This is a genomic window from Desulfovibrio sp., from assembly GCF_047607245.1.
Lineage (GTDB): Bacteria > Desulfobacterota > Desulfovibrionia > Desulfovibrionales > Desulfovibrionaceae > Desulfovibrio.
Genome location: NZ_JASGDK010000091.1, coordinates 1 through 24,880, shown reverse-complemented (window position 1 = coordinate 24,880; position 24,880 = coordinate 1). Strand labels below are relative to the sequence as shown.

General features: G+C 57.3%; 19 protein-coding genes. 10 read left to right on the top strand and 9 right to left on the bottom strand.

Annotated elements, in window-relative coordinates; translation table 11 throughout:
- The first annotated feature begins 59 nt into the window (after positions 1-59).
- From plsY to QM579_RS07330, 3 genes are all read left to right on the top strand, one after another.
- Positions 60-698 carry a glycerol-3-phosphate 1-O-acyltransferase PlsY gene (gene plsY / locus QM579_RS07340; RefSeq protein WP_414998516.1) on the top strand — a complete coding sequence of 213 codons (639 nt, stop codon included), beginning with the start codon at positions 60-62 and terminating at the stop codon, positions 696-698.
- Positions 699-895: 197 nt separating this feature from the next.
- Complete coding sequence (thrC, locus tag QM579_RS07335) at positions 896-2,341, top strand: threonine synthase (protein ID WP_414998515.1); 1,446 nt, start codon at positions 896-898, stop codon at positions 2,339-2,341.
- Between the two features lie 188 nt (positions 2,342-2,529).
- Positions 2,530-4,581, top strand: a complete 2,052-nt coding sequence (locus tag QM579_RS07330; RefSeq protein ID WP_414998514.1) for a methyl-accepting chemotaxis protein — start codon at positions 2,530-2,532, stop codon at positions 4,579-4,581.
- A 228-nt stretch (positions 4,582-4,809) separates the two neighbouring features.
- Here QM579_RS07330 and QM579_RS07325 read toward each other — a convergent pair whose 3' ends face one another.
- On the bottom strand, positions 4,810-6,255 hold the full coding sequence (locus QM579_RS07325; protein WP_414998513.1) for a GGDEF domain-containing protein: 1,446 nt from the start codon (positions 6,253-6,255) through the stop codon (positions 4,810-4,812).
- A 1-nt stretch (position 6,256) separates the two neighbouring features.
- A complete protein-coding gene (feoB, locus tag QM579_RS07320) occupies positions 6,257-8,560 on the bottom strand; it encodes a ferrous iron transport protein B (RefSeq protein ID WP_414998512.1) in 2,304 nt (767 codons plus the stop codon).
- A gap of 239 nt (positions 8,561-8,799) precedes the next feature.
- Between feoB and QM579_RS07315 the strand changes: the two genes are divergently transcribed.
- The 3 genes from QM579_RS07315 (at position 8,800) to fabF (ending at position 10,876) form a co-directional block, all read left to right on the top strand.
- Positions 8,800-9,219, top strand: coding sequence for a MarR family winged helix-turn-helix transcriptional regulator (locus QM579_RS07315; protein WP_414998511.1), 420 nt, complete (start codon positions 8,800-8,802; stop codon positions 9,217-9,219).
- Between the two features lie 94 nt (positions 9,220-9,313).
- Positions 9,314-9,466 (top strand): hypothetical protein, encoded by a 153-nt coding sequence (locus QM579_RS07310; RefSeq protein ID WP_414998510.1) that lies wholly within the window; start codon positions 9,314-9,316, stop codon positions 9,464-9,466.
- 177 nt (positions 9,467-9,643) lie between these two features.
- Complete coding sequence (gene fabF / locus QM579_RS07305; protein ID WP_414998509.1) at positions 9,644-10,876, top strand: beta-ketoacyl-ACP synthase II; 1,233 nt, start codon at positions 9,644-9,646, stop codon at positions 10,874-10,876.
- Positions 10,877-11,289: 413 nt separating this feature from the next.
- Here fabF and QM579_RS07300 read toward each other — a convergent pair whose 3' ends face one another.
- The 6 genes from QM579_RS07300 to QM579_RS07275 all read right to left on the bottom strand — a co-directional run bounded on the left by QM579_RS07300 (position 11,290) and on the right by QM579_RS07275 (position 18,207).
- Positions 11,290-12,198, bottom strand: a complete 909-nt coding sequence (locus QM579_RS07300; protein WP_414998508.1) for an ATP-binding protein — start codon at positions 12,196-12,198, stop codon at positions 11,290-11,292.
- A 60-nt stretch (positions 12,199-12,258) separates the two neighbouring features.
- The gene (locus tag QM579_RS07295; RefSeq protein WP_414998507.1) at positions 12,259-13,611 is read right to left on the bottom strand and encodes a glycosyltransferase; all 1,353 of its coding nucleotides are present in this window, start codon (positions 13,609-13,611) and stop codon (positions 12,259-12,261) included.
- A complete protein-coding gene (locus QM579_RS07290; protein ID WP_414998524.1) occupies positions 13,611-14,564 on the bottom strand; it encodes an aminotransferase class IV in 954 nt (317 codons plus the stop codon). Before QM579_RS07290 ends, QM579_RS07295 begins: the two co-directional genes overlap by 1 nt.
- Positions 14,565-14,782: 218 nt before the next feature.
- Positions 14,783-15,829, bottom strand: coding sequence for an aspartate-semialdehyde dehydrogenase (locus tag QM579_RS07285; RefSeq protein WP_414998506.1), 1,047 nt, complete (start codon positions 15,827-15,829; stop codon positions 14,783-14,785).
- 467 nt (positions 15,830-16,296) lie between these two features.
- On the bottom strand, positions 16,297-17,661 hold the full coding sequence (asnS, locus tag QM579_RS07280) for an asparagine--tRNA ligase (RefSeq protein ID WP_414998505.1): 1,365 nt from the start codon (positions 17,659-17,661) through the stop codon (positions 16,297-16,299).
- Positions 17,662-17,763: 102 nt separating this feature from the next.
- Positions 17,764-18,207: a DMT family transporter gene (locus tag QM579_RS07275; protein ID WP_414998504.1), complete on the bottom strand. Its 444-nt coding sequence runs from the start codon at positions 18,205-18,207 to the stop codon at positions 17,764-17,766.
- Between the two features lie 116 nt (positions 18,208-18,323).
- On the opposite strand from QM579_RS07275, the gene QM579_RS07270 reads away from it, so the two are divergent.
- From QM579_RS07270 to QM579_RS07260, 3 genes are all read left to right on the top strand, one after another.
- Complete coding sequence (locus QM579_RS07270) at positions 18,324-19,877, top strand: PLP-dependent aminotransferase family protein (protein ID WP_414998503.1); 1,554 nt, start codon at positions 18,324-18,326, stop codon at positions 19,875-19,877.
- A 153-nt stretch (positions 19,878-20,030) separates the two neighbouring features.
- Positions 20,031-20,759: a response regulator gene (locus QM579_RS07265; RefSeq protein WP_414998502.1), complete on the top strand. Its 729-nt coding sequence runs from the start codon at positions 20,031-20,033 to the stop codon at positions 20,757-20,759.
- Positions 20,756-22,222, top strand: coding sequence for an ATP-binding protein (locus QM579_RS07260; RefSeq protein ID WP_414998501.1), 1,467 nt, complete (start codon positions 20,756-20,758; stop codon positions 22,220-22,222). The genes QM579_RS07265 and QM579_RS07260 overlap by 4 nt, the downstream gene beginning before the upstream one ends.
- Positions 22,223-22,284: 62 nt before the next feature.
- On the opposite strand, the gene QM579_RS07255 is transcribed toward QM579_RS07260, so the two are convergent.
- Positions 22,285-23,079 carry a methyltransferase domain-containing protein gene (locus QM579_RS07255; RefSeq protein ID WP_414998500.1) on the bottom strand — a complete coding sequence of 265 codons (795 nt, stop codon included), beginning with the start codon at positions 23,077-23,079 and terminating at the stop codon, positions 22,285-22,287.
- Between the two features lie 265 nt (positions 23,080-23,344).
- Between QM579_RS07255 and QM579_RS07250 the strand changes: the two genes are divergently transcribed.
- Positions 23,345-23,821 (top strand): hypothetical protein, encoded by a 477-nt coding sequence (locus QM579_RS07250; RefSeq protein WP_414998499.1) that lies wholly within the window; start codon positions 23,345-23,347, stop codon positions 23,819-23,821.
- Positions 23,822-24,880: the final 1,059 nt, after the last annotated feature.

Here is a 24,880-nt window from a genome sequence, read left to right as displayed (position 1 = left end):
TTCTCTCGCGCGGCACACCAAAAGGCCCACGGCCTCAACAGCACTCTGCGGAGAAAACCATGCTGGAAGTTTTATGGATAGCCCTGGCCTATATACTCGGCTCCGCGCCGTGGGGATTGGTTATCGCCCGGACCTTTTGCGGTATTGACCCGCGTGAGAACGGAAGCCGTAACACCGGAGCCACCAATGTGGCCCGGCTGTGTGGTTTTAAATGGGGCGTCGCCACACTTTTGTGCGACGTGCTCAAGGGGGCTGTGCCCGTGTGGCTGGCCTTCAGGATCAATCCTTCTCCCGCTTTTGTGAGTATTGTGGCCCTGGCCTGCGTGCTGGGCCATGTTTTTTCCTGTTTCATGAAGCTCAAGGGCGGCAAGGCCGTGGCTACGAGCATCGGCGTTTTTTTGCCCCTTGCCATCTGGCAGCTTCTTGCGGCCTCGATTCTGTGTCTGCTGGTTATCTGGCGCAGTGGTTTTGTGTCGCTGGGATCGCTGACCCTGGTTACGGCTCTGCCAGTAGCTCTGGCCGTCAGCGGGCAGTGGACCTGGCTGCCGTTGAGCCTTGGCATATGGACCGTGGTGGTCTGGAAGCACAAGGAGAACATTGTTCGCCTGCGCGCCGGAACCGAAAAAAGCTGGCAGAAAAGCAAGGGCCAGTGTCAGGCGCACTGCGATCAGCAAGGTGAAGGTAAGGGCGGAAACTAGCCGTCCTGCCCGTGGCTCTGGCCGTCAGCAGGCCTTGTTGCTGCATATTTTGGATTGCCTGACGCCCTTTGCGTCGGGCGGGTAAAAAGCCTTTGAAGCGGCCCGGCCAGCATAAATTTGCAGGCCGGGGTGGGGGAAGAAAGGTTTTTTACGGTAATTCTCCCTTCCCCCTGGCTTGCCAAGAAGGAGTTCGTCTTATGTCCCACGCGGATTTTCCGGCCTATCGCGGCCGCATGGAGTATGTCTGCCTTGACTGCGGCGCGCGCTACCCCGGCGACGACCTGCTGTACACCTGCCCCCAGTGCGGCGGTGTATTTCTGCTGGAAAACCTTGATTTTGCCAAACTCAAGGAGCGCAGCGGACAGGAATGGCGGCAGGTTTTTGATGACCGCAGCGCCACCCGCGTGACGGCCCTCAAAGGCATTTTTCGCTATTACGAATTGCTGGCTCCGCTGCTGGAAGAAGACGATATCGTCTATCTGGGCGACGGCATCACGCCTATTGTGGAGGCGGCCCCGGCCCTGCGCGATCAGGTGGGTGTGCCCTTTGCCTACAAGAATGACGGTCAGAACCCCAGCGCCTCCTTCAAGGACAGGGGCATGGCCTGCGCGTTCAGCTACTTGAAGTGGCTTTGCCGCCGCAACAAGTGGGACGAAGTTCTTACGGTCTGCGCTTCAACGGGCGACACGTCGGCCGCTGCGGCCCTGTACGCTTCCTATGTGGGCGCCCCCCTCAAATCCGTGGTGCTGCTGCCCCACGGCAAGGTGACGCCGCAGCAACTCGCGCAACCCCTTGGCAGCGGCGCTACGGTGCTGGAACTGCCGGGCGTGTTTGACGACTGCATGAAGGTTGTTGAACTGCTGGCAGAAAATTATCGCGTGGCTCTGCTCAACTCCAAGAACAGCTGGCGCATTCTCGGGCAGGAATCCTATGCCTACGAAGTGGCGCAGTGGTATGGTTGGGACATGACTGATCAGTGCCTCTTTGTGCCCATCGGCAATGCAGGCAACATCACGGCCATTATGTGCGGTCTGCTGAAAATGCTTGATCTGGGCATTATCACCAGCCTGCCGCGCATCTTCGGCGTACAGTCTGAACATGCGGACCCCGTGTGGCGCTACTATGACGCCCCCAAGGGCTCACGCCACTGGCAGCCCGTGACCGTGCAGCCCAGCGTGGCCCAGGCGGCTATGATCGGCAACCCCGTGTCCTTCCCGCGCGTACGCATGCTGGCCGAGCGCTTTATTGAAGCTGGCGGCGAGCGCGCCTTCCAGGTGGTGCGCGTTACCGAACAGCAGATTATGGACGCAATGATCGTCGGCAACCGCCACGGCCACATAGCCTGCACCCAGGGCGGCGAATGCCTGGCTGGCCTGCGCAATGCCCGCGCTCTTGGTCTTGTGGGCGACAATGAGCATGCCGTGCTGGACGCCACGGCCCACGCCCTGAAGTTTGCAGGCTTTCAGGATATGTATTTCAGTGACGCCTTCCCTGCGGAATACGGCGTTACACCCGACAAAAGTCTTGCCAATATGCCGGAACTTCTTTTGCCTCAAAGTGCCCGTGATGGCCGCGAAGTGGCGGAATTTGCCAGTATGGGGGCGGATGCGGTAGTACGCAGGCTCAACTTGCAAAAAAAATAAGCATATTAACGCTTGTTCGATAAAATGCGGTGGGGTAACAGTAGTTGCGCCGCCGCATCTCTTTTTGCCTGTGCTCCGGTTCGGCAGACCCGGAAGTTCAGTCATAAACCGGTACGTAAGCAGGTTGCTTTCTTTGGCAGACAATGCCCGGATAGCAGCGCTGCCAACTTCTGCAAAGAGAGGAAAGGATGTTTTCAAGTATCAGGACAGCAATGCTGTTGCTTGTGGGTGGGGTTGTTATCGCCATTCAGTCGGCACTTATCGGGGTTGTGGTCAAGCTCAGCTATGATTCCAGCCTTGAAGCCCGCACGCACGAAATGCAACTCATGGCCCAAACCATTTCAAAGTCTTTGTCCGATTTCGGCCAGCAGCAGGTAATGCTGGTTCGTGGTGTGGCAAAGGCCCCAAGATTGAAGGAGTTTTTACTCTCTGGCACTGGCGAGGATGGGGCTGCCACCTTTCTTTCCGTCATGTCCCAGGCGTCGTCGGACGTAAACACGCTCTATCTGTTTGACCGTCAGGGCAAGCAGGTGATCACGCGTGCTCAGGGCAAGGAAGGCAAGCTTAACGATCTTGCCAACCGCGAATATGTGCAGGCTGCACTGGCCGGGAAAGAGGGTTTCAGCTCTTCACCCATCAAGAGTTACGCCACAGGCAAGCTCATTGTCAGCGTAACAGCGCCTGTGCGTGACGACAGCGGAAAGGTCATCGGCGGCGTGGGCATGTCCTACGACATTGACGGCCTCATGAAGAACTACATCCAGAGCATCAAGCTGGGCAGCACGGGGCATCCCTTTATCATTTCGCCCGAGGGCGTCATGATCGGGCATCCCAACAGCGAGCTTATCCTCAAGAATCTTGCCACCGAACCCGGCATAGCCGACATGCTCAAAAACTCCTCTGGCGAGGGTGTCACTTACAAGGGCAGCAATGGGCAGGAAAGCATGCTGGCCTGGGCTCAGGTGCCCCACTGGAACTGGGTTGTGGGCATAACTATGACCATGGCTGAAATTGAAGCTCCGGCTATGGAACAGCGCAACATCATGCTGCTCATCGGCGGTATTGCCGTGGCGGCGCTCATTATCATAACCCTGATCGCTCTGGACAGAATTGCCGTGCGGCCATTGCGCCAGTTACAAGGCTATGCTGGACAGGTGGCCGAAGGCAGGCTGGACCATGTGCTGGTTCTGCGGTCACGCAATGAAATCGGCAAGCTGGCAGAAAATCTGCGTACAATGGTGGCAAGCCTCAAGGACATGATCGCCCAGGCTGACGAAAAAACCCGTCTGGCCAAGCAGGAGTCCGACCGCGCAGCCTTGGCCACGGCAGAGGCGCAGGAAGCCCGAACCGTTGCCGAAAGGGCCAAAGCTGAAGGCATGCTGCACGCCGCCTCGCGTCTTGAGGGAGTGGTAAGGGCCATTACCGACGCTTCTGAAGCGCTTTCGGTACAGGTCGACCAGTCCAGCAGAGGCGCGGAGCAGCAAAGTGTTCGCGCCAGCGAAACCGCCACTGCGATGGAAGAAATGAACTCCACCGTGACCGAGGTTGCCCGCAACGCCGCTGAGGCCGCTTCTTCAGCAGACCACGCCAGAAACCGGGCCACGGAAGGCGCAGATGTGGTTTCGCAGGCTGTCAGCGGTATTGGGCAGGCTCAGGGGCAGGCCACGGAACTCAAGGCGGATATGACTGCCCTGGGCAAACAGGCCGAAAGTACGGGCCAGATACTTGGCGTTATTTCGGATATTGCAGACCAGACCAACCTGTTGGCTCTCAACGCGGCCATTGAGGCTGCACGCGCGGGCGAAGCCGGGCGCGGCTTTGCTGTTGTAGCTGACGAAGTGCGCAAGCTGGCCGAAAAAACTATGAGCGCCACCCGCGAAGTGGGAGAAGCCATCACGGAAATACAAAACGGAACCCGCAAAAATGTGGGTCACGTGGAGCAGGTGGTAAACAGAATCGACGCTGCCACGGCTTTGGCCGGGGCCTCCGGGGAAGCGCTGCAGGAAATTGTGGCTCTGGTGGAAGAAACGTCAAATCAGGTGCGTTCCATCGCCACAGCGGCGGAACAACAGTCTGCCACCAGCGAAGAGATCAACCGTTCGGTGGAGGACGTCAACCGCATTTCTGCTGAAACCTCCGAAGCCATGCGGCTTTCAACGGCATCCGTGGCCGAACTTGCCCGTCAGTCGCAGGTGCTGCGCGATCTTATTGAAAGCATGAAAAGAGACGGTACGGTCTAGAGTAAAAGAACTTTGAAAATGTGCATTCTCAAAGTTTAAGACACGCTCGTTGCGGCGTTTGATCCCGCAAATACAATGTGATCCCGGCATGCGGCTGTTACCGCATGCCGGGATCACTGCTTTGCAGGGAATCCCCGCTACAGGGCGCGAGCTGAAATACCCACAGGGGATGGCGCAAAGCAGTCAGGAGCTTGCGTATGCGGGTGACTGCATTATTGGCCTGTGGCGTCAGGCGGGCACAGCCGCCGGGGTGCAGGCCATTTCTTCTCCGTAAACATGCGTACGGTTGCGTCCTGCGGATTTGGCGTCGTACAGGGCGGCGTCGGCATTGCGCACCAGCAGCTTGCCGTCATTGCCCATATCCTTGCCGGGCATGAGGCTGGCTACGCCCAGGCTTACGGTAACAAACCCGTTTACCGGGGAAGACGGGTGGGGCAACTGCTCACGCTCGATTTCATGATGCACGCGGTGGGCCACAGCGCGGGCCGTATGCGCATCGGCTCCCGGCAAAAGCAGGGCAAACTCTTCTCCGCCATAGCGGGCGCATATGTCGGTGGAACGGGCGGCCCGCGTCATGGCTGCCGCCACGTGCTTGAGGCATTCGTCGCCAGCCTGGTGCCCGTAGCTGTCATTGTAAATTTTGAACTTGTCCACATCCAGCATGATGAGGGCCAGGGGTGTCTGGCTTTCCCGGGCGGAGCGCCACAGGCCGCGCAGGCTGTCGTCAAATGAGCGGCGGTTGCGAACTCCGGTGAGGCCGTCCACAAGAGACATCTTCTGAAAGCGGTCGTGCTCTGAAACCAGAATTTTGGACTGGAGGGTGGCCTTGCTCAGGTAGGTGCTCAAATTGTCCAGAGCAGACGCGATATTGCGTATTTCGACAATGCGGCTGCTGGGCAAGAGCAGTTTTTTTACACCAGTGCCCAGCTGGTCAAGATAGGCCATAATGCCGCGCAGCGGGCGGGCCACCTGCAGACGCAAAATTCCATAAAGCATCATCATGCCCGCACCAAGAAAAAGAAAACCCAGCAGCAGTTTGTTTTCAAAATCGTGCGCCAGAGTGGCGGTACGCCGCAACTGCCCGTGCATTTCATCAGCCAGGGGATTGCGAGTGCCAAATCCGGCAAGGGCCGTGGTAAAGTCGGCCAGGGCCGAGTTCAGGGCCTGCCTCACAGAAGCAAGACGCCCCGCAACATACGCCGTTCTTTCAGCTGCGGACTGGCCGCCGGGCAGTGGCGGTTTTTGGGATTCCAGAACCGGGGAGGATATTTCCATCTCCAGATCATGTGCCTGCGCCAGCAGGACGGCTATGCGTTCAAGGGAGGATACTGCATCTTCCCAGCGTTGGCGCTGTGCTGTTGTGCCGGGTGGCGGCGTCTGGCGCAGCCGGGCAAAGGATTTCTGCATATCCTGGCTGCTCTGCGCTCCTGAGGCCGCAAGCACGGTTTCGCCCAACAGCCGCCAGAGGTGCTCTTTCTGCTCGTCCACCTTGTCGAGGGCTTCGGTAAGGGGCAGGTACGCGCCATAAATTTTTGTGCTGGCCACGCTGATTTCGCGGGCCATATTCATATAGTAGAAAAAGCTGGCCGAAAATATGAGGGCCAGCACAACGATGCCGGTGCTCAAAAAGGCGTTGATGCCCATGCTGGCATCTTTTTTTCCGTCTGGGGCCATGTCAGATTCCCATCCAGACGCAATAGGTCTGGTAAATGCCCACGGCCATCGCAAAGGCCAGCAGGGTGTTGAAAATAATGCTGAAGAACACCCATTTCCAGCTGCCGGATTCCTGCCGGATGACCACCAGAGTCACAAAGCAGGGCGCGTACAGCATGACAAAGATCAACAGGGCCAGGGCCGAACCCTGATTCCAGCTGGGGTCTTTGCGCAACAGTTCCGCCAGAGAAACGGCGTCGTCCGGGTCTTGCTGACCAAGGGCGTAGGCTGTGCCGAGTGTGGAAATGATAGCTTCCTTGGCGGCAATGCCGCCTATGAGGGCCACGTCGGTGCGCCAGCTGAAACCCGCGTGGCGCGTCACGTCTTCAAGCCATGTGCCCAAGCGTCCGGCAAAGGAATTGCGCAGCCTTTCGGCGCTGAGGGCTTCCTCGGCCTTTGTCAGCTTGTCTTCAAGATCGGTGTGCGCTTCTTCGGCAAGTTCCGGGGCTTCCAGCGCCGCAGACAGGCGGGCGATATTGTTTTCAAAGGGCAGGGCCAGTTGCGGGTCCAGCGCGGGAAAGGTCATGCCAGCCCATATGAGCATGGCCAGAGGAACAAGCACCGTGCCCGCTTTTTTCAGGTACATCCAGGTGCGTTCCCAGCAATGGATGCATATGCCGCGCAGCGTGGGCAGGCGATACGGGGGCATTTCCATAACAAGAGGCGTGGCATCCCCACGCAGCACTGTTTTGCGCAAAAAAAGGGCCACAAGAAAGGCGAAGGTCCACGACAGAAGAATGATGGCGAACATCATGTTGGCGGCATTTTCAGGAAAGAACGTGCTCACCAGTAAAAGATAGACGGGCAGCTTGGCGCCGCAGGCCATATAGGGAAGGGTCAGCATGGTGGCCAGCTTTTCCTTGGGGCTGCGCATGGTGCGCGTGGCCATAACGCCGGGGATGGCGCAGCCTCCCGCAATGCCGCCGGAAATGATGTAGGGCATAACCGAGGCCCCGTGCAGGCCGAACATCTGAAAGACCCTGTCTGCAATATAGGCCATACGCGCCATATAGCCGCTGTCTTCCACAAAGGCGATGAGAGCGAACATGATGAGCACCAGAGGCACGAAACTGAGCACACCGCCAACGCCAGCAATAAGGCCGTCCACAATGAGAGAGGCCAGCAGCCCTTCGGGCAGGGCAGAACTGACCAGTTCACTTAACAGGGAAAAGCCGGATTCCAGCCATGCCTGCGGGTAGGAGCCCGCTACAATGGTGATCTGAAACATTGCGTAGAGCACGCCCAGCATGATCAAGGCGCCCCAGAAGGCATGGGCCAGGAATCTGTCCAGCTTGTCAGTCATGCCAAGCCGTTGGCGGTTCCCGGTCTTGCTGATGCAGGCTGAAGCGACCTGGCGTACAAAGGCACTGTGTCCGTCCGCCACAAGACCTTCGGCATCCAGATTTTGCGCGTGCAGGGTCTGGTGCAGATCGCGGCAAATGGTTTCAAGCCAGTCAGCCAGCAGAGGGTCTGCGGCGCGCACGGCCTGAAGAGATTCCGGATCGTCCTGAACAAGATTCAGGGCAAGCCAGCGCGGCGCGCAGTGGGCGTAGGGCGATGCGCCCATGCTGTTGCTGCCCGCAATGAGTTCTTCCATTTGGGACAGCGCCGGATCAAGCAAGGGGCCGTAGCTGATGTGGAGAGCCTGGTGGGCAGCGTGTGCGGTATCCATGCCGGGTTGCACGGCGGGGCTGGCGTCGATCTGGGCGCACTGGCGGGCGGCGTCAAGCGCTTCACGCAATCCCTTGCCGTTTGTGCCTACCGTGGGCAGGGCGCGTACGCCCATAAGGGCAGAAAGTTTTTCAAAATCAATATCAATGCCTGCGGTTCTGGCTTCGTCCATCATGTTGCAGGCCAGCACCACGGGCAGGCCCATTTCACGCAGCTGGGCCGTAAGCAGCAGGCCGCGCTCAAGAATGCCCGCATCCACCACATTGATGACGGCTTGTATCGTGCCGCTCAGAAGTACGTTGCGGGCCACCACTTCTTCCTGCGAATAGGCGGAGAGGGAATAGGTGCCAGGCAGGTCCACCAGTACAATCTCTTGCCCTTGATGGCGGATGAAGCCTTCCTTTTTTTCAACGGTAACGCCGCTGTAGTTGCCTACATGCTGGTGTGCCCCGGTAAGGGCGTTGAAAACTGTGGTTTTGCCACAGTTGGGGTTGCCAGCAATGGCAAATCGCAGGGAGTACGTAAGGCCGCCAATATTGGCTCGTGCGCTGTCAGATGAGAACAGCGCGGCATCAGCGGTGTAGGATTCCGGCATTATGGCGCTCCCGTATTTCCTCAGGATATCCGATTTGCGGAAATCGCTGGGCGGAGAAGCAAGGTGGGGTTGTTTCGGATTTGAAATCTATTTTCAAAAATCGGGTTAGTCAAGCATTCGGGCAGGGGTGAGAGAAAATATTCGCAGACCTTATATATGGAGGACAAGATTCGCTGCATTGACTTTTCCGGTTGATCCTGTAACGTATGTATATACATGAAAAGTACTCTGGAGAGACAATGCCTTTTCCCTGCATCCTCCTGCAAATTCGCAAGACAGACCGCCAGCTTTCGCAGATGTATGGCCGCTATCTTGTGAAAAGCGGCATGCGGAGCACACAGTACGGTCTGCTCAGAGCCATCGCCGCCATGCCCGAACCCTTTATTACCGACATCGGGCGGGCATTGGGCATGGATCAGACCACAGTTACCCGGAATGTGGAAAAGCTTGAAAAGGCCGGGCTTGTTGAGACCGGGCCGAACCCCAACGACACGCGCAAGAAGATGGTGCGCCTGTCTGCGCACGGTAAAGCCTGCCTTGATGCTGCAGAGCCCTACAGGGCCGAGGCGCAGCAGCGTATACTGGACGGACTGGGAGAAGAAGAGGCGCAGCAGCTTCTGCGCCTGCTGGCCAAGGTAAGCGATCTGGCGCAGGAGTAGGTTCTTAATTTTAGTGCCTGCTAACTTTGAAAAATAATTTCTCTATAGTGTTACTGCCTGATGCTGCACGTAGGGGTGCCGTGTCATATGGGGCATGAATGCTGCTGAGGACCGCCTTTGGGGCGGGATGGCCTTGTTAAGGCGCGGCAATTTTCAGGATGTTCTGGTTGATATTCGTGAGCGCAGGCGTATTTTGCCGTCTGCACTGGCAGATGCCGTGTTTTACAGCGGCAACCAGAAGATATAATCCTGCAGGGCAGATGCACTTTGGGGACAGGACATGAATTTTTGCATGGCCGTACCACCCGGAGCGTGCCTTGGGACCGGGCAGAAGCCGGGTTTGCCGCCGGGTGCATAGTCGCCATGTGCAGCCGGATGCATTTGATTATAACCTTGATATGAAAATAAAAGTTCAGGAGCGCATATGCGTAAGGTGGTTGTAACTGGATACGGCATCATTTCACCCTCTGGAAATGACACCGAAACACTTTGGAAAAATGTTTCAACTGGTACGTCCGGTGTAAAAAAGCTTGAAGACCCTGCCTTTGCGGAAGGGGCTGTGCAGATTGGGGGCAAGGTAGAAAACTTCCCCGCTGAAGCTTATATGGGCGCCAAGGATGCCAGAAAATACGACCTTTACATCCAGTATGCCTACGCTGCTGCAAAGCAGGCCATTGATATGGCCAATCTTTCCGGTGAGGGCTGGGATGCAGAAAGGGCTGGCGTGTATGTGGGCTCCGGTGTTGGCGGTATTGAAACCATCATGCGCAACCATGAGGCGTTTCTCACCAAGGGCTCTCGCCGTGTGTCGCCTTTTATGGTGCCGATGATGATCAGCAATATGGCTGCGGGCGTCATTGCCATCAAAACAGGTTTTAAAGGCGCAAACTATGCCCCGGTTTCGGCTTGTGCCACTGCCAATACCGCCATTGGCGAAGCTTTTTTGAGCATCAGGCACGGCTACGCCGACATGATGCTGGCTGGTGGGGCTGACGCGGGCATTCATCCTTTTCTGTTCGCAGGCTTTTCAAGCATGAAGGCCCTGTCCACCAATAACGACCATCCTACTCAGGCCAGCCGGCCCTTTGACCGTGACCGCGACGGATTCGTTATGGGTGAAGGCGCTGCTGTTCTTCTGCTTGAAGATATTGAACACGCCCAAAAGCGTGGGGCCAAAATTCTGGGCGAAGTGGCGGGCTACGGCGCTACCTGCGACGCCGCTCACATCACGTCGCCTGATTTTCAGGGCGCGGCCCGGGCTATGAATATTGCCATCAAACAGGCCGGAATAGCCCCGTGCGAAATCGGCTATGTCAACGCTCACGCCACCGGAACCAAGGAAGGCGATAAATCCGAGGCCAAGGCCATCAGGGAAGTTTTCCGCGATTGTCTGGACACAGTGCGGGTCAGCGCCACCAAGTCAATGACCGGACATCTTTTCGGCGCAGCCGGGGGCATTGAAGGCATCATTTCCTTGCTGGCATTGCAGCATGGTCTGTTGCCGCCCACCATCAATCTGGACAACCCGGATGAGGAATGCGCCCTGAACCACATATGCAACACTGCCGTCAAGTCCGACACGACGCTGGCGCTCTCCAACGCTTTTGGATTCGGCGGGCATAATGCCTCGCTGGTGTTCAGGAAGTTCGAGGGTTAGCGGCTATTCTAAGACACACCTTTTTCAGCAATATTACATAAAAAAGCGCAGCCAGATGGCTGCGCTTTTTTATGCTGACAACATCGAAAATATTAAACATCGGCTAGTCAAAGCCTGGCAATGCAGGAGCGCGCTGCCTTTGTAAGCCCCGCTTCAGATCAAGGGACTTCCTGTTACAGGCAGGAATACAACCAAGAGTTCTAGGGGGAGGGGTGTGGGTGGGGAGGAGCCCCTTTACCACCAAATCCCAAAGTAAAATGCTCTAAGGGCGATTTTTAAATAAATAATTTGCGCCAAAGGCAAGGAAAAAGGCTTTTTTTACGGAAGAAGTGTACTCTCACGGTACATGACTGGAGTAAAAACGGCCTTTTGACGCAGACAGTTGGACAAAAGAATTATTTAGAAACAGTCCTTTAGCCTTCGTTCAGCAAGGCAGCGCGAATGCGGCACACTCCGCAGGTATCGCCCGACGACGTCGGGTAGCCGCAAAGGGTACAGGGGGCCAGTTGCACGCCTTCCTCAGCTTCACGCCGCGCGAAGACGGGCCGCCCACGTGCAAGAAAACCCTGATAAAAATCCAGTTTGCGGCCGGGCATGGCAGCTTCAAGGTTCTGCATCAGACCTTTGAGCACGGTGAAGCTGGCACCGGGGCTGTAAGGGCAGGGCGCGTAGTGGTTTTCAATGCCCATAAGAAAGGCATAGTTGGCGGTTTCAAATTCCGTAAGCCGCCAGAGGGGTTTGACCTTGCGTGAAAAACCGTGCTCGCTGTCCAGACCCGGCCCCTGGTCGGACAGGTAGGCCGTGTCCCATCGCAGGGTATTGCTGAAAAGGCGGGCAACCTCGTCGTCCAGATTATGGCCTGTGGCCAGAGCGTCAAAACCCTCGTCCAAGGCGACCTTGTTGAAGAAATGGCGTTTGATCTTGCCGCAGGCAGAACAGACTGGCCTGTTCAGGCGATCCTTGACCGCCGGAATGGGCAGGCCTTCGGCGGCCATTTCTTTTACCATCAATTTGAGGCCGTGCTTGGCGCAAAAGCGTTCCACCACGCCACGCGCGGCGGCGGAAGACACGGGAATGGCAAGGTCGATGTGCAGGCCCGTGACATTGTATCCCTGAAGCGAAAGCTCCAGCATGAGGGCCAGGGAATCCTTGCCGCCAGAAAGCGCCACAAGCACCCGTTCATCACGGGTGAAAAGTTTCTGGCTTTCAATGCCTCTGGCCACCTGACGGGAGAAAAAGTCCTTGTAGCACTGGGGGCAGAAAGCGGCATTGTGGCTGCGCAGGGCAACAACGGCCTCGGCTTTGCAAATCTTACACTTCATCATTGTTCCTGGGCTGTATGTAGAGATGGTCAGACATAGTATTTCAGTATGGAAAACTGTTCAAGCCTGTGGGCTGTCTTCAGAAGATTGCGGAGGTTCCAGCCAGCCGAGCTGGCGGCACCATTGCTGGTACAGGCTGCACGCCCGGGCTGCAAAGGATTCAAGCCCGATGTGGGGCCGCACGGGCTGGCCGCCTTCTGTAAGTCTGCGGCGCAGGTGGGCATCCTGCATGATGTCGATCATGGCCTTGGCCAAAGCTTGCGGGTCGTTTTCCTCCACAAGCAGGGCGGCGTCCGGCGGGGTATGCCCGTCCAGTTTCAGACGTTCGCGGTGCAGAGAGCTTTTACTGCACACAGTGGGCAGGCAGGCTGCCATGCCCGCCCAGAGACCTTCGGGCAGCTCTTCGGGAGAAGACCCCGGCGATATCCAGGCATGACAATGTTGCAGAACATCCGGCAAGGCCTGTTCATTCAGCAGGCACAATCGTGAACTGACACCAAGGTTTTCAGCTTCTTCCAGCAGTTCGGCATAGCGGGGGCCGCCGCCAAGCGCCCGTACTTCCCACGGGGGCAGGTCGTCACGCTGCCATATGGCAGCCATCGCCCGCGTCACCAGTTGCGCGCCGGAGCGCGGCGTCAGGGCATCGGCCAAACCAAAAATAAAGCGCTGGCGGCAGGGGTGCTCCGCCTCTGCGCAGTGGTTCGCAGTGCGGGTTTCTGCCTGCCCCCAGGGCGAAGAAGGGGCAAAGTCGTCAAGGTTCATGCCCGGCGCTACCGGCGTGAGAAAATCTCCGTCCAGGCGCAAGGTACGGCCCTTTTCACCATATTCAGGAAATGCCACTGTTGTGTTTTCGCCAGTCTGGTCACCTTTGCCCGCTGCTGAAACGTGCGGTTTTGGCGCTTCAGTTGTGCTCAGGCGCTCCTGAACATGCCGGGAACCGCACAGGATTTTGTGGGCGGACATAAAAGGTTTGCCCGTCAGACTCTGAGGAAGGGGCGCGCGCAGCAGGAAGGCGTGAGCCAAAAGAGTTCCGCCCGGTTTCCGCATGCGCAGTACGCTGCGTCCAAGGGGCATGGCGTCCTGCCCCACGGTCTGCACCAGAAGGCGTGAATGTCTGCGTTGCCAGCGCCACAGCCGCCAATGGTTGAAAGGGTTGCGGGCACTGGCGCTGCTGACGGGTATAACGGGCAGGTTGAGCTGAACCGCCCGCGCATACAGGCTGGAATTTTCAAGGCAGGCCAGCATGGGGGCCAGACGGCCTCCGTCGCGCATGCTGCGGGCCAGCGCAAGCACATGCTCCTCTTCCATACGGGCTGTGCGCATGGGCGAGCCAAGCTCGGCCCAGCGGTGTTGTTCGTCCAGCGTGGCGGGGCCAGGGGGGGTATTTTGCAGGGCAATCAGCAGTACACGCATCAGAAGGGGGTGCCTTGTTCCAGCAGGTGATCGAGCAGGGCAGTTTTGAGCCAGCGGGCCACCGGGCCGGGTCTGCCGCGCTGCTCGCCCTGACCGACGGCAATGCCGTCAAAATGTGTAACGCCCACACAAAGCGTAGAACTGGTGAAAAGCAGCACTTCACGCGCCGTGGCGATTTCGTCCCTGTGGATGGGCCTTTCTTGCACAGTCAGGGGCGCGGGGGTGCGTTGGGCTGCCAGTTCAAGGCCAGCCAGCATGGTGGTGCCGGGCAGTATGCGCTTGAGTTCCGGGCAAAGCAGGCGGCCGCTGTCGTCCACCAGACCTACGTTGGCCGTGGCGGCCTCGCCCATAAAGCCGTACTCGTCAAAGGTCACGGCAACGTCCATGCCTTTTTGGGTGGCTTCCATAGCCATGAATACATTGGGCAGATAATTGGTATTCTTTATGCGGGCCAGGTATTCCTGCTTGGGCGGAATGTCGCTCGTGAAGGCGGTAAGGCCCTTTTCATAAAAGGCTTCACCTGCAAATTTTTTGCGCAGGGCCACAATGTACAGTCCCGCCTGGGGGCATTCTGCCGGGCTGATGCCGAAGCCGCCGGGCCCACGGCTCAGGAAAACGCGCATATCGCCGTGGTCGGCTCCCGCTGCGCGGGCAACATCCAGAATGATATGGCGCAGATTGTCCCACGAGCAGGGGGGCGTGATTTTCAGCGCGGCGGCCCCGTCCTTGAGGCGGGCCAGATGCTGGTCAAAACTGAACAGCTTGCCCTGGCGGTAGCTGATGCTCTCAAAAAGGCCGTCGCCCCTGTGACAGATATGGTCGTCGAGCGGCAGAAGCAAAAGACTGGCGTCGGTGCAGATATGGCCCACCCTGTGATCATAAAAAGCCAGCACGTTTTCTGATCCGGGCCGGGGGGCGGCCAGCAGGGCCGTTAGATAAGTCTGGGCATCCACTGCTTTCAAGGGGGGTCTCCTCAATGGCCGCGCGGGGCGTAAAGCCGCCCCGCGCGCCTTGAAGGCATAAGTTCCAGAGCTTTTTCAATTGAAGCGGCTCTGGCAGTTGCGTGAGCTTACGCTCGTCTTGCAGGCGCTAACGTTGCAGTCTGCACGTCAAGCCTTTGAACGGGCGTGGCTTGCACGCCGGGAACGCGTATTCCCGGCGCCGCTCTGCGTTATGACATGAAGATGTCTTTGTCCGTCACGCGAACAAGCTCGCGCTGCACGAGTTCTTCGGCAATCTGCACGGCGTTGAGGGCCGCGCCTTTGCGCACGTTGTCGGCTACAATCCACATATTAAGGCCATTTTCAATGGTTTCATCCTCGCGGATGCGTCCCACATAGGTGAAGTCGTCGCCCACGCAGTAGCCGGGCATGGGGTACATAAGTTCGCGGGGGTTGTCGAACACGCGCACGCCGGGTGCTTGCGACAGCATGACGCGGGCATCGCGGGCGGACATTTTCTTTTCCGTCTCAATGTTGACGGATTCCGCATGGCAGTAAAACACGGGCACGCGCACACAGGTGGCCGTAACCTTGACCGAAGGATCGTTGAAGATCTTTACGGTCTCGTGAACCATCTTCATTTCTTCCTTGGTGTAGTCGTTTTCAAGAAAGACGTCGATGTGCGGCAGGCAGTTGAAGGCGATGCGGTAAGGGTAGGTGTTATTTTCGGGGTCACGGCCATTGAAAAGGTCGCGCACCTGCCGTTCCAGCTCTTCAATACCCTTCTGGCCCGTGCCGGAAACCGCCTGATAGGTGGAGACCACAACGCGCTTGATTTTGGCCGCGTCGTGCAGGGGCTTAAGCGCCACGACCATCTGGATGGTGGAGCAGTTGGGGTTGGCGATAATGCCATTGTGCGTGTTCAGCGCGTCGGCATTTACTTCAGGCACCACCAGGGGGCAGCGCTCGTCCATGCGCCATGCGGCGGAATTGTCCACCACCACGCAACCCGCGTGGGCAGCGTGAGGGGAAAATTTTTGCGAAGCGGCGCCGCCTGCGGAGAAAATGGCCAGGTCAATGCCTTCAAAGACGTCTTCTTTTAACTCTTCAACAGTAAGTTCACGCTCGCCAAAGGGCACTTTAATGCCAGCTGAACGGGCGGAAGCAAATGCACGTACTTCCGTGGCAGGAAATTCGCGCTCGTGAAGGGTCTTGAGCATCTCACGGCCTACGGCGCCAGTGGCGCCCACAACGGCAACAGTCAGCTTCTTGCTCATGGTCTTTCGCTCTCCTTGGGGCGATGCCCGACGGCCTTACGGAGCCGCCGATAAAAAGGGCGCGGCGTATGCGCGCAGTGAGGCGGCAGTATAGCCTCCATCCTGGCAAAAGTGAAGGGCGATAAGTCACCAAAAAAATGACGTATTTTAAAGTCTGAAATAAACAGGGCGTTGCAGTGCCGCCAGCAGAGGAGCTTTCTGTGGGCGATGTGTGGGGAAATGGCTTGAGCAGTTTGCTTGAAGCAGATCACTTGTTTTGCTGATATGACAAGTCGCCAATGATTATGGCGTGCCCGGATTGAGGCTATGCGGTGCCCCAAAGTCGCGGGCTTTGGGAACCCCGTTTCAGGGCAGGAGGCTCCCCGCAGCAGATTGAACAAGAATAAAAGCCTTAGGGGGAGGGAGTGTGGAGGAGGCCCTTTTGCAAAAGGGCCTCCTCCACACAAGGCATTTCAAGGCGAAAAACTCTAAAATTCCAGATTGCCCGGCGTGCGCGGGAAGGGAATAACGTCGCGGATATTGGTGATGCCCGTGAGCATCATGAGCAGGCGTTCGAAACCAAGACCAAAGCCTGCGTGAGGCACGGTGCCAAAGCGGCGCAGATCCAGATACCACCAGTAATCTTCGGGGTTCTGGCCCATTTCGCGGATGCGGGCTTCAATTCTGCTGAGGCGTTCTTCGCGCTGGGAACCGCCGATGAGCTCGCCAATACGGGGCACCAGCATATCCATAGCTGCCACGGTTCTGTTGTCGTCATTTTGCTTCATGTAGAACGCTTTGATATCCTTGGGATAGTCATAAACGATCACAGGCTTCTTAAAATGCTCTTCGGCCAGATAGCGCTCGTGCTCGGTTTGCAGGTCTGTGCCAAATGCTACAGGGAAGGTAAAATGTTTACCGCTTTTTTGCAGAATTTCCACGGCCTCGGTATAGGAAACTCTGGCAAAGGGCGCAGCCAGCATATGCTGGAGGCGTTCACGAAGTCCCTTGTCCACAAAATTGTCAAAAAGATCCACGTCGCTTTCGCAACGCGTGAGCACATGGTCCACCACATGACGGGTCAGGCCTTCACCCAGCTCCATAAGGTCGTCCAGATCAGCAAAGGCCATTTCCGGCTCGATCATCCAGAACTCTGCGGCATGGCGCGGGGTGTTGGAGTTCTCGGCCCTGAATGTGGGGCCAAAGCTGTAAACACGTCCCAGCCCTGTGGCCAGGGCTTCGGCCTCAAGCTGGCCGGAAACCGTGAGGTTGCACTGACGGCTGAAAAAATCTTCGCCCAAATCCTTTACGCCGGGCTCAAGAGTGGTAACGCGAAACATTTCGCCAGCGCCTTCACAGTCGGCCCCGGTGAGCACAGGTGTGTGAACCAGAGAGAAATGGTGGCTGCGAAAGAAGTCATGCACAGCAAAGGCCGCTTCGGAACGGATGCGGAACATGGCCCCGTATTTGTTGGTGCGCGGGCGCAGGTGGGCGATGGTGCGCAAAAATTCGTCAGAATGCCGTTTTTTTTGCAAGGGAAAGGTCTCTGGGTCGGCCAGCCCGTAAACCTGAACTTTCTGGGCCCGCACTTCCCATTTTTGCCCCTTGCCGGGTGAAGCCACAAGCTCCCCGGTGATACGCACTGCCGCACCCGTAGCCGCCTCAGAGAGGCCGAGGTGGGCGGTGGTGTCTGCATCCACAATGCACTGCATATTGGCAAGGCAGGAGCCGTCGTTGATTTCCACAAAGCTGAAATCCTTGGCGTCACGGCGCGTACGAATCCAGCCGCACAGGACTATGGATGGCTGTGCCTCTTCGGCATTGAGAGCGTCAATAATCAGGGTTCGCTGCATGGCGGGGCTCCTCGCTGGAAAATAGTTTAAGGGATTGTAGCGCTTCCGGGGAGCAGGCTCAAGAGGGTATGCGTGCAGCGACCTGCGAAGAGGTGTTTGGGGTTAGAAAATCCGCACAAGAATGGCTCCGCCGAACAGCATGGCAACTCCCAGCAAACGCAGCAGGGACACCGGGTGTTCGGGAAATCCCACCAGGGCAAAGTGGTCAAGAACAACAGACACGGCAAGTTGCCCCAGCAACATATAGGCCGTCATTGTGGCGGCTCCCAGCTTGGGGCCGAGCAGTATGGTGCAGGTGACAAATATTGCGCCGAGCAACCCGCCTGTCCACAGCCACCAGGGCACGGCGGCAAGATCGGTTATACCGGGCCAACTGTGGCGCGCCGCGAGGCTGTAAACCCACAAGCCCAGTGTGCCAACGGCAAAAGAAACCAGAGCGGCCTGCATCGGGTCACCCAGATAACGCCGCAAGATGCCGTTGATGCCTGCCTGTATGGGAAGGCACCCGCCAGCGGTTATGGCCAAAAGAAGAAGAATATTTTTCATGATGTCTCCAGCGTGATGCTTGCGAAATACGGGTTTATGACCCGGAACACGTCTTTGCATTATGGGTTAATTGGACTATGGTACAGAGCCATTAATAAAAAAATGATTGGTCCATTATGGGGAAACAAAGCATAACAAATGATCTGGCTGCCCTGGGCGGCCTGCGGCTCAGGTCAGGGAGCATAGGGCGGCAACTTGCTGCCCGGCTGCGTGAAGCCATAGAAAGTGGCCAGCTTCGCCCGGGCGACAGACTGCCAGCCAGCCGTATTTTGGCGCAAAAACTGGAACTTGCGCGCGGGACTGTGGCGGATGTGTTCAGCCAGCTTGTGGCCGAGGGGTATCTTGAATCCCGAGTTGGTGCAGGAACCTATGTGGCCCGTGATCTTGGCCGGCTGCCCATAGCGGCAGGCCCGCAACGTCTGGTGCAACGTGGCGCTGACGATGTTTTGCCACACTGGCCGCAAGCTCAGCCTCCTTTTTCCTTTCCCAAACAGCTGGAAACAGCGCAGGCCGATATGCCGCCCAATGCAGTGCGCTTCGCGGCCTTTGCCGGGCGGTTCGCGCCGCAACCCTTGCAGCCTTTTTCTGTCGCAGTGCCCCTTGCGGGCATTGCCCCCGACCAGAACTGGCGGCGGCTGGGCAACCGGGTACGCGCCAGTATGGAGGCCGCCCCCACGGGTTATGAAGATCCCTGTGGACTCAAGGAACTGCGTGAAGCCATTGCCGCATACGTCCGCAAGTCCAGAGCGGTCATCTGCGAAGCGGAAAATGTGGTTATCACTAACGGCGCGCAACAGGGCCTGTACATTACAGGGCGCATTCTGCTTGGCCCAGGCGAACCTGCTTGGGCAGAAAACCCGGCGTATCCCGGCCTCATGACCGTGCTCGAAGACGTGCAGGCGCGGGTGTTTCGTATTCCCGTGGACGGGCAGGGCGTGGACGTTTCTGCCGGGGCAGCCCAATGCCCTGACGCGCGCGCGGCATTCGTGACGCCTTCGCACCAGTTTCCTCTGGGTATGGTCATGAGCATGCCCCGCCGTATGGAGCTTCTGGCCTGGGCGCGTACCTGCGGAGCCTGGATTGTAGAAGACGACTACGACAGTGAACTGCGTTTTTCAGGTCAGCCCTTTCCTTCTTTGCAAGGGCTTGATCCACAACGTGTCATTTATCTCGGAACCATGAGCAAGGTGCTCTTTCCCTCATTGCGTATCGGCTACGCCATTGTGCCACAAAGACTTGTGAAAGCTTTTGCCGGGGCACGTACCCTCATGGACAAGCAGTCGCCCACGGCGGAGCAGCATGTACTGGCCGCGTATATGAGAGAAGGCTACTTTGAGGCTCACGTGCGCCGCATCCGAAAACTGTATGCCTACAGAAGACAGGTAATGCTGGATCTGCTGCAAACGCGCCTTGCAGGCTGGGGCAGCCCCCAACCCGGCGAGCAGGGTATGCACCTGATTTTTTGGCTGGCCCCGCACGTGGATGATATGGCTCTGGCCCTTGCGGCAGCTCGGGAGGGGCTGGCCGCGCGGCCTGTTTCACCCTTGTACGGGAAGGGAACTGGCAGGCCGGGTCTCATACTGGGCTTTGGCGGATTTAGCGAACAGCAGCTTGAAGAAGGTGTGGAGAAGCTGCGGCAGCTGTTTGAGCGGCATTGCCAGCTTGCTTGAGCAGGCTGCTGCGACCGCATGGCCGGGTTTGTAGTCTGTTTGCCGCGCATTGAAAGTTCATGTGCGGCGGCTTAGTGTGAAAAAAGAATGTAAATCCGCCTTTCGGCCACACCCGGGCGCAGGCGAAAACAGGGTTCATGCAGGCAGGTGAATATGGAGCGCCGACAAGCAATATGTCTTGTGGACGACGATCAGGAAATTCTCGGTCTTTTATCGGATTACCTGAAACAGCACGGCTTTGTGGTAAGCTGCGCCGAAAGCGGCGCGGTGCTGATGGACCTGTTGCGCGACAGCCAGCCTGACCTCATCGTGCTGGATGTCATGATGCCCGGCCAGGACGGGTTTGTGGTTTGCCGTGAAGTGCGCAAGCAGTGGCAGATACCCATAATATTCCTGAGCGCCCTGAGTGAAAGTATGGATCGCGTTGTGGGGCTTGAACTTGGGGCTGACGATTACATGGTCAAACCTTTTGAGCCGCGTGAGCTTCTGGCCCGCATCCGCAGCGTGTTGCGGCGCAAGGGCGGCGCTCCTGCGCCGGGGCGCTTTCGCGAAAAGGGCTGCCTGTCTTTTGCTGGCTGGCGTCTGGACAGGGCTGTGCGCTGCCTGCATTCTCCTTGCGGGGTTATGGTGAACCTGAGCGGGGCCGAATACCGCCTGCTCATGGCATTTTTGCGCAATCCGCAAACAGTGCTCAGCCGTGACGCCCTTATGGAGTTGACGCAGGGCCGCAGCATGGATGCTTTTGACAGAAGCATTGACGTGCAGGTGAGCCGTTTACGCACGCGCCTGCGAGACGAAAACGGCGAAGAAGCCGGGCTGATAAAAACCGTGCGCGGCGATGGTTATATATGGACCGCCGACGTACGGCAGGACGGCGCATGAATACCGCGCGTCACCTGCCCAAAAGTCTGTTTTCCCGCCTGACCCTGCTCTTGCTCAGTGCTTTTTTAGTACTCCACACCCTTACAATTCTGACGGTAGCCGATTTTTTCGAGCGGCATCTGGTGCAGAACATGCTGGCCAACCACAGCGCCTCCATCGCCCTGTGCGTGCGTATGCTTGAAGCCGAACCCGCACAGGACAGGCCTGCGCTTGTGGCCAGCCTGGCCAAAATTTCAGAAGTCTCCATTACAATTCTGGATAAAAAACCAGACATGCCGCAAGGGCAGGACAAGCTTTCGCGTTTCTTTCTCGACCACATTAAAGAAGCGTTGGATGACATGTCTGCACCGGGCCAGAAACAGCGGGCATTGCAGGCGCAGGTGCAGGTAATTGTGCTGGGCAAGGAATCCGGGGAATGGGCTTCTTTTTTTGAAAAAATTTTCTCGCTATGGGATGTCTCCGGTTCGTTTGTGGCGCATCTGACCGTACAGCTTGCCAACGGCACATGGCTGAACATTACCTATGCCGGGCCGGGTCATCGGGCGCACCTTGAAGACATGCCCTATCTTGTGCTGGCCCTGGAATTTTTTGTCTTCGCGGCTCTGCTGGTTCTTATTGTCTACAGGCTGGTGCGTCCTTTACGCAGTCTTGCCAAAGCTGCCGAAAGCTTTGGTCTGAACCAGAGTTTGCCCTATATGGTGCCTGACGAAGGGCCCAGTGAAGTGCGCCATGCGGCTCAGGCATTCAACGCCATGCAGAAGCGCATCCGTAGTGTTATGGAAGAGCGGGAGCGTCTTTTCGCTGCCTTGTCGCATGACCTGCGCACGCCCCTCACCCGTATGCGTCTGCGTCTTGAAAACGCGCCCGGTGGAGAATTCAGACGAAAAATGCTTGAAGATGTGCACAGTCTGCACTCTATTGTTGAAATGGGAACGGCCATGACCCAGTGCGAAAGGCATGTGGAAGACCTTACCCGCACGGACATGCAGGCCTTTCTTGAAGCCATTGTGGAAGACCGGGGCGAAATGGGCCAGAATGTGCTCATGGTGGCGGGGCCGGATACGGCTTTGTCTGCCTTGATTTTTCCTGTGGCCTTGCGGCGCTGCCTGGATAACCTGCTGGACAATGCCCTGCGTTATGGGCAGGAGGCCGTGCTTACTGCCTGTGTAGTGCAAATATCCAGAGAAAAACTGTTGTTGCGGGTAGACATCGATGACAAGGGACCAGGCATAGACCCGGCCCTGCTTGAGAAAGTTTTTGAACCTTTTTTTCGTGTGGAAGGGTCGCGTAACAGGCATACTGGCGGCCACGGCCTCGGCCTGTCAATCGCCCAGGGCATGGCTGGCATGCATAAGGCCACGCTAAGTTTGAGCAATCTGCCGCAAGGTGGGCTCAGGGCGCGGTTGGAACTGCCGCTTGTGGAAGGGCGGCCTGCCCTGATGAACAAACGCGTTGGCGTGTAGCCACAGGCAGACCTCCGTATTTCACAATCATCTGGAACTGGCGGAAAAACCGTTGCCCCGGTTCAATCCTGCCTTTTCCTGCCAAGCATGTAGACACTGCGTTGCGGGCGGCTGTACGTTATGGTCTGACGCAGCACCCTGAAGCCGTGTCTGCGGGCCAGTTTTGCCACCTCCTGCGGCGACAGGCGGAAGGTATATTCTGAAGGCCGCCGTTGCTCTGCGGGTTTGCGCCAGTCGTCAGTATGGTACTGGTTGTTGGAAACGGCATTGTATTTGTGGCTGACGGCGTCGAAAACAAAGACGCCCTTGGGGCTCAGGCACCCCTTGTATATATCAAAAAAAGCGTCCAGCGAAGCGCCGGGCAGGTGGTACAGCCAGTTGACCGACAGGATGGCCCCCTGATTTTCCGGCAGGTGTGAAGGCGCAAGAGCGTTGTCCTGCCAGGTGTTCAGGCTGTGCCCCAGATGTGTCTGCAGTGCTTTGGAGAAAGCAAGCACGGCTTCGTCTATATCGCTGCCGTTCAGTCGTGTGAATCCCCGGGAAGCCAGCCACAACAGGTTGGCCCCACTGCCGCAACCCGGTTCAAAAATTGCGGAATGGCGCGGCAAATAGCGGGCAATCCAACCGCAGGGGATGCACACATGCCGTCGCCATATCCTGCGGGCAATGGCTTCCATATGCCACGAAGGCGCTTTGCTCTGATCGGCAGCGGTTTGCAAAAAACTGTCTGGTACAGGAAGGGAATGCCCCAGGGGCCATCTGTCTCGCAGATAATCAAGGCCTCTGCGGAAGAAATCCAGTGACAACGATGGCGGCGTGTGGGGCCGTATATGTGGAAAAGCGTTTTCGTTATGCATGCTTTCACACATAACAAAGTTCGAGAACCTGACTGTGTGCTCAACATGTCAAATTGTAACAAAGTGTTGCAAGCTGTGCTCGCCTGTTGGCGGCTGGTAGTGATTATGCGTAAAAAGAAGCAATAAACAATTAGCAGGGCTGGAGCGCTTTTCTTTTTTCTAAACTTTATATAGAGTGGGGACGACAGATCTAGAAGCCGCGCCAGCCGCGGATTGGCAGCATTGCCGGATCTGCCGCATACTCCGTATTTTGAGGTGAAAAGGCATGAATAAAATTTTTGGCATTCTGGCCCTGTTCTGCGCGTTGATTATGGCAGGAACAGCAGTGGCCGCCACCCCGCAGGCGGGCAAGCCCGTACAGGACAAGCCCGAGAAAAGCGTAGACCGTGTGACTGTTGTGAGCGTGACTCTTGAAGGCACGGACAGCATTGGAGCACGTTTGGGCACGACCCTGAAGGACCGCTTCAACAAAAGCAGCCTGTTCACCCTGAATGACGATGAAGAAAAAGACGTGGCCAAACTCTACGTCATGATTGAGACCAAACCGGAATTTCCCAGCCGTCCCGGCGTGGGATCTGTATATTCTGTGTGTTGGGTTTTCAAGCAGGGCAAAGGATATCTTGGCTATCTTCTGGCCCGGGACCTCGGCACCATCAACTATGAAGACGTGGACGGTCTGGTGGACAAGCTGGTTGAGCGCACCGACGGCATTGCCACCAAGTACAGCAGCTTGTGGAAATAAGCGGTTTGCGCTGCACCACAAAGAGTTAGTTTTTCTCTCAACATGACACTCCCGGCCCGTAAGGGCAAAAAGGCTCCCCACGTGGCGGGGAGCCTTTTTCTTTTTACTTGGGGCCTTGTTGCTGTGAAGGTTTGGGGGGTAGGCTTTGAGTGAGGAGTGTTGTGCCCTGTGGGTCTGAGCTTGGGTGATGGGCGGATGAAAAAGAGAAAAGTTGCGTTTGAGAGGTGGATTTAGGAGGTTGCGCAGTGGACGGCAAGGAAAGAATGCGGATTTTTTACGTGGGTTATCAGTGCCCTGCGGGCACGGAGACTTTCTCGCTTCTGTTGTCTTGGCCGCCTGCGCGGCGAGCGGCAGAGGGGGCCTGTTAGGGGCTGCCGCCCCTCCGAGGCCCCCTCTGCACTCCCCCCGGACGACCCCGCTGGGCATGTCGTATACCTGCATTCCCACGTGTTAACCTTCAAGGGATTTCCAGATACCACCATTCCACGAGGGCTGCGCGGCTTTTGCTTCGGGAGCTTCCCTCCCTCTGGTCGGGTGATCTCCCTTCGCGCCGCGCAATGCCAGCGTATGCTCTTGCGGTGACTGAAAGTTTGGGGTGCGTTTGCTTGGCTTGGAGTGAGGAATCGCAGGCAGAGGGGTGAGCTGCACGGCCAAGTACCGAATTGCACCGGAATAGAGTTTTGATTTGAGGATGGCTGATCGAAGAACTGCGTTTGCTATTTTTTAGGCGATCAAACCAAGATTTGAGGGTGATTGCCCTGAAAATTTGGAGTTTGGCCTCTGAGATTCGTGTGTTGTGCCCTGCGGGTACGCAGGCTTTCAGTTTTTATTGCTTTGATTGTGTGCAGTTAAACGTACAACCATCCGTAATTTCAGAATGTTTGACGTGTGAAGAATGATTCTTGTCCCTTGCGGTTTCTCAGCCAGGGAGCAAGCCATTGCCGGGGGCGGCGTCATAAAGAACCGAAGCCGACACGTCGGCGAGGTTCGTGCGCAGCCGCCCCGAAAAAATACATTTTGGTCGGGGTAGAGCTGGGGGTGCTTCGGGGGGGATGCAAG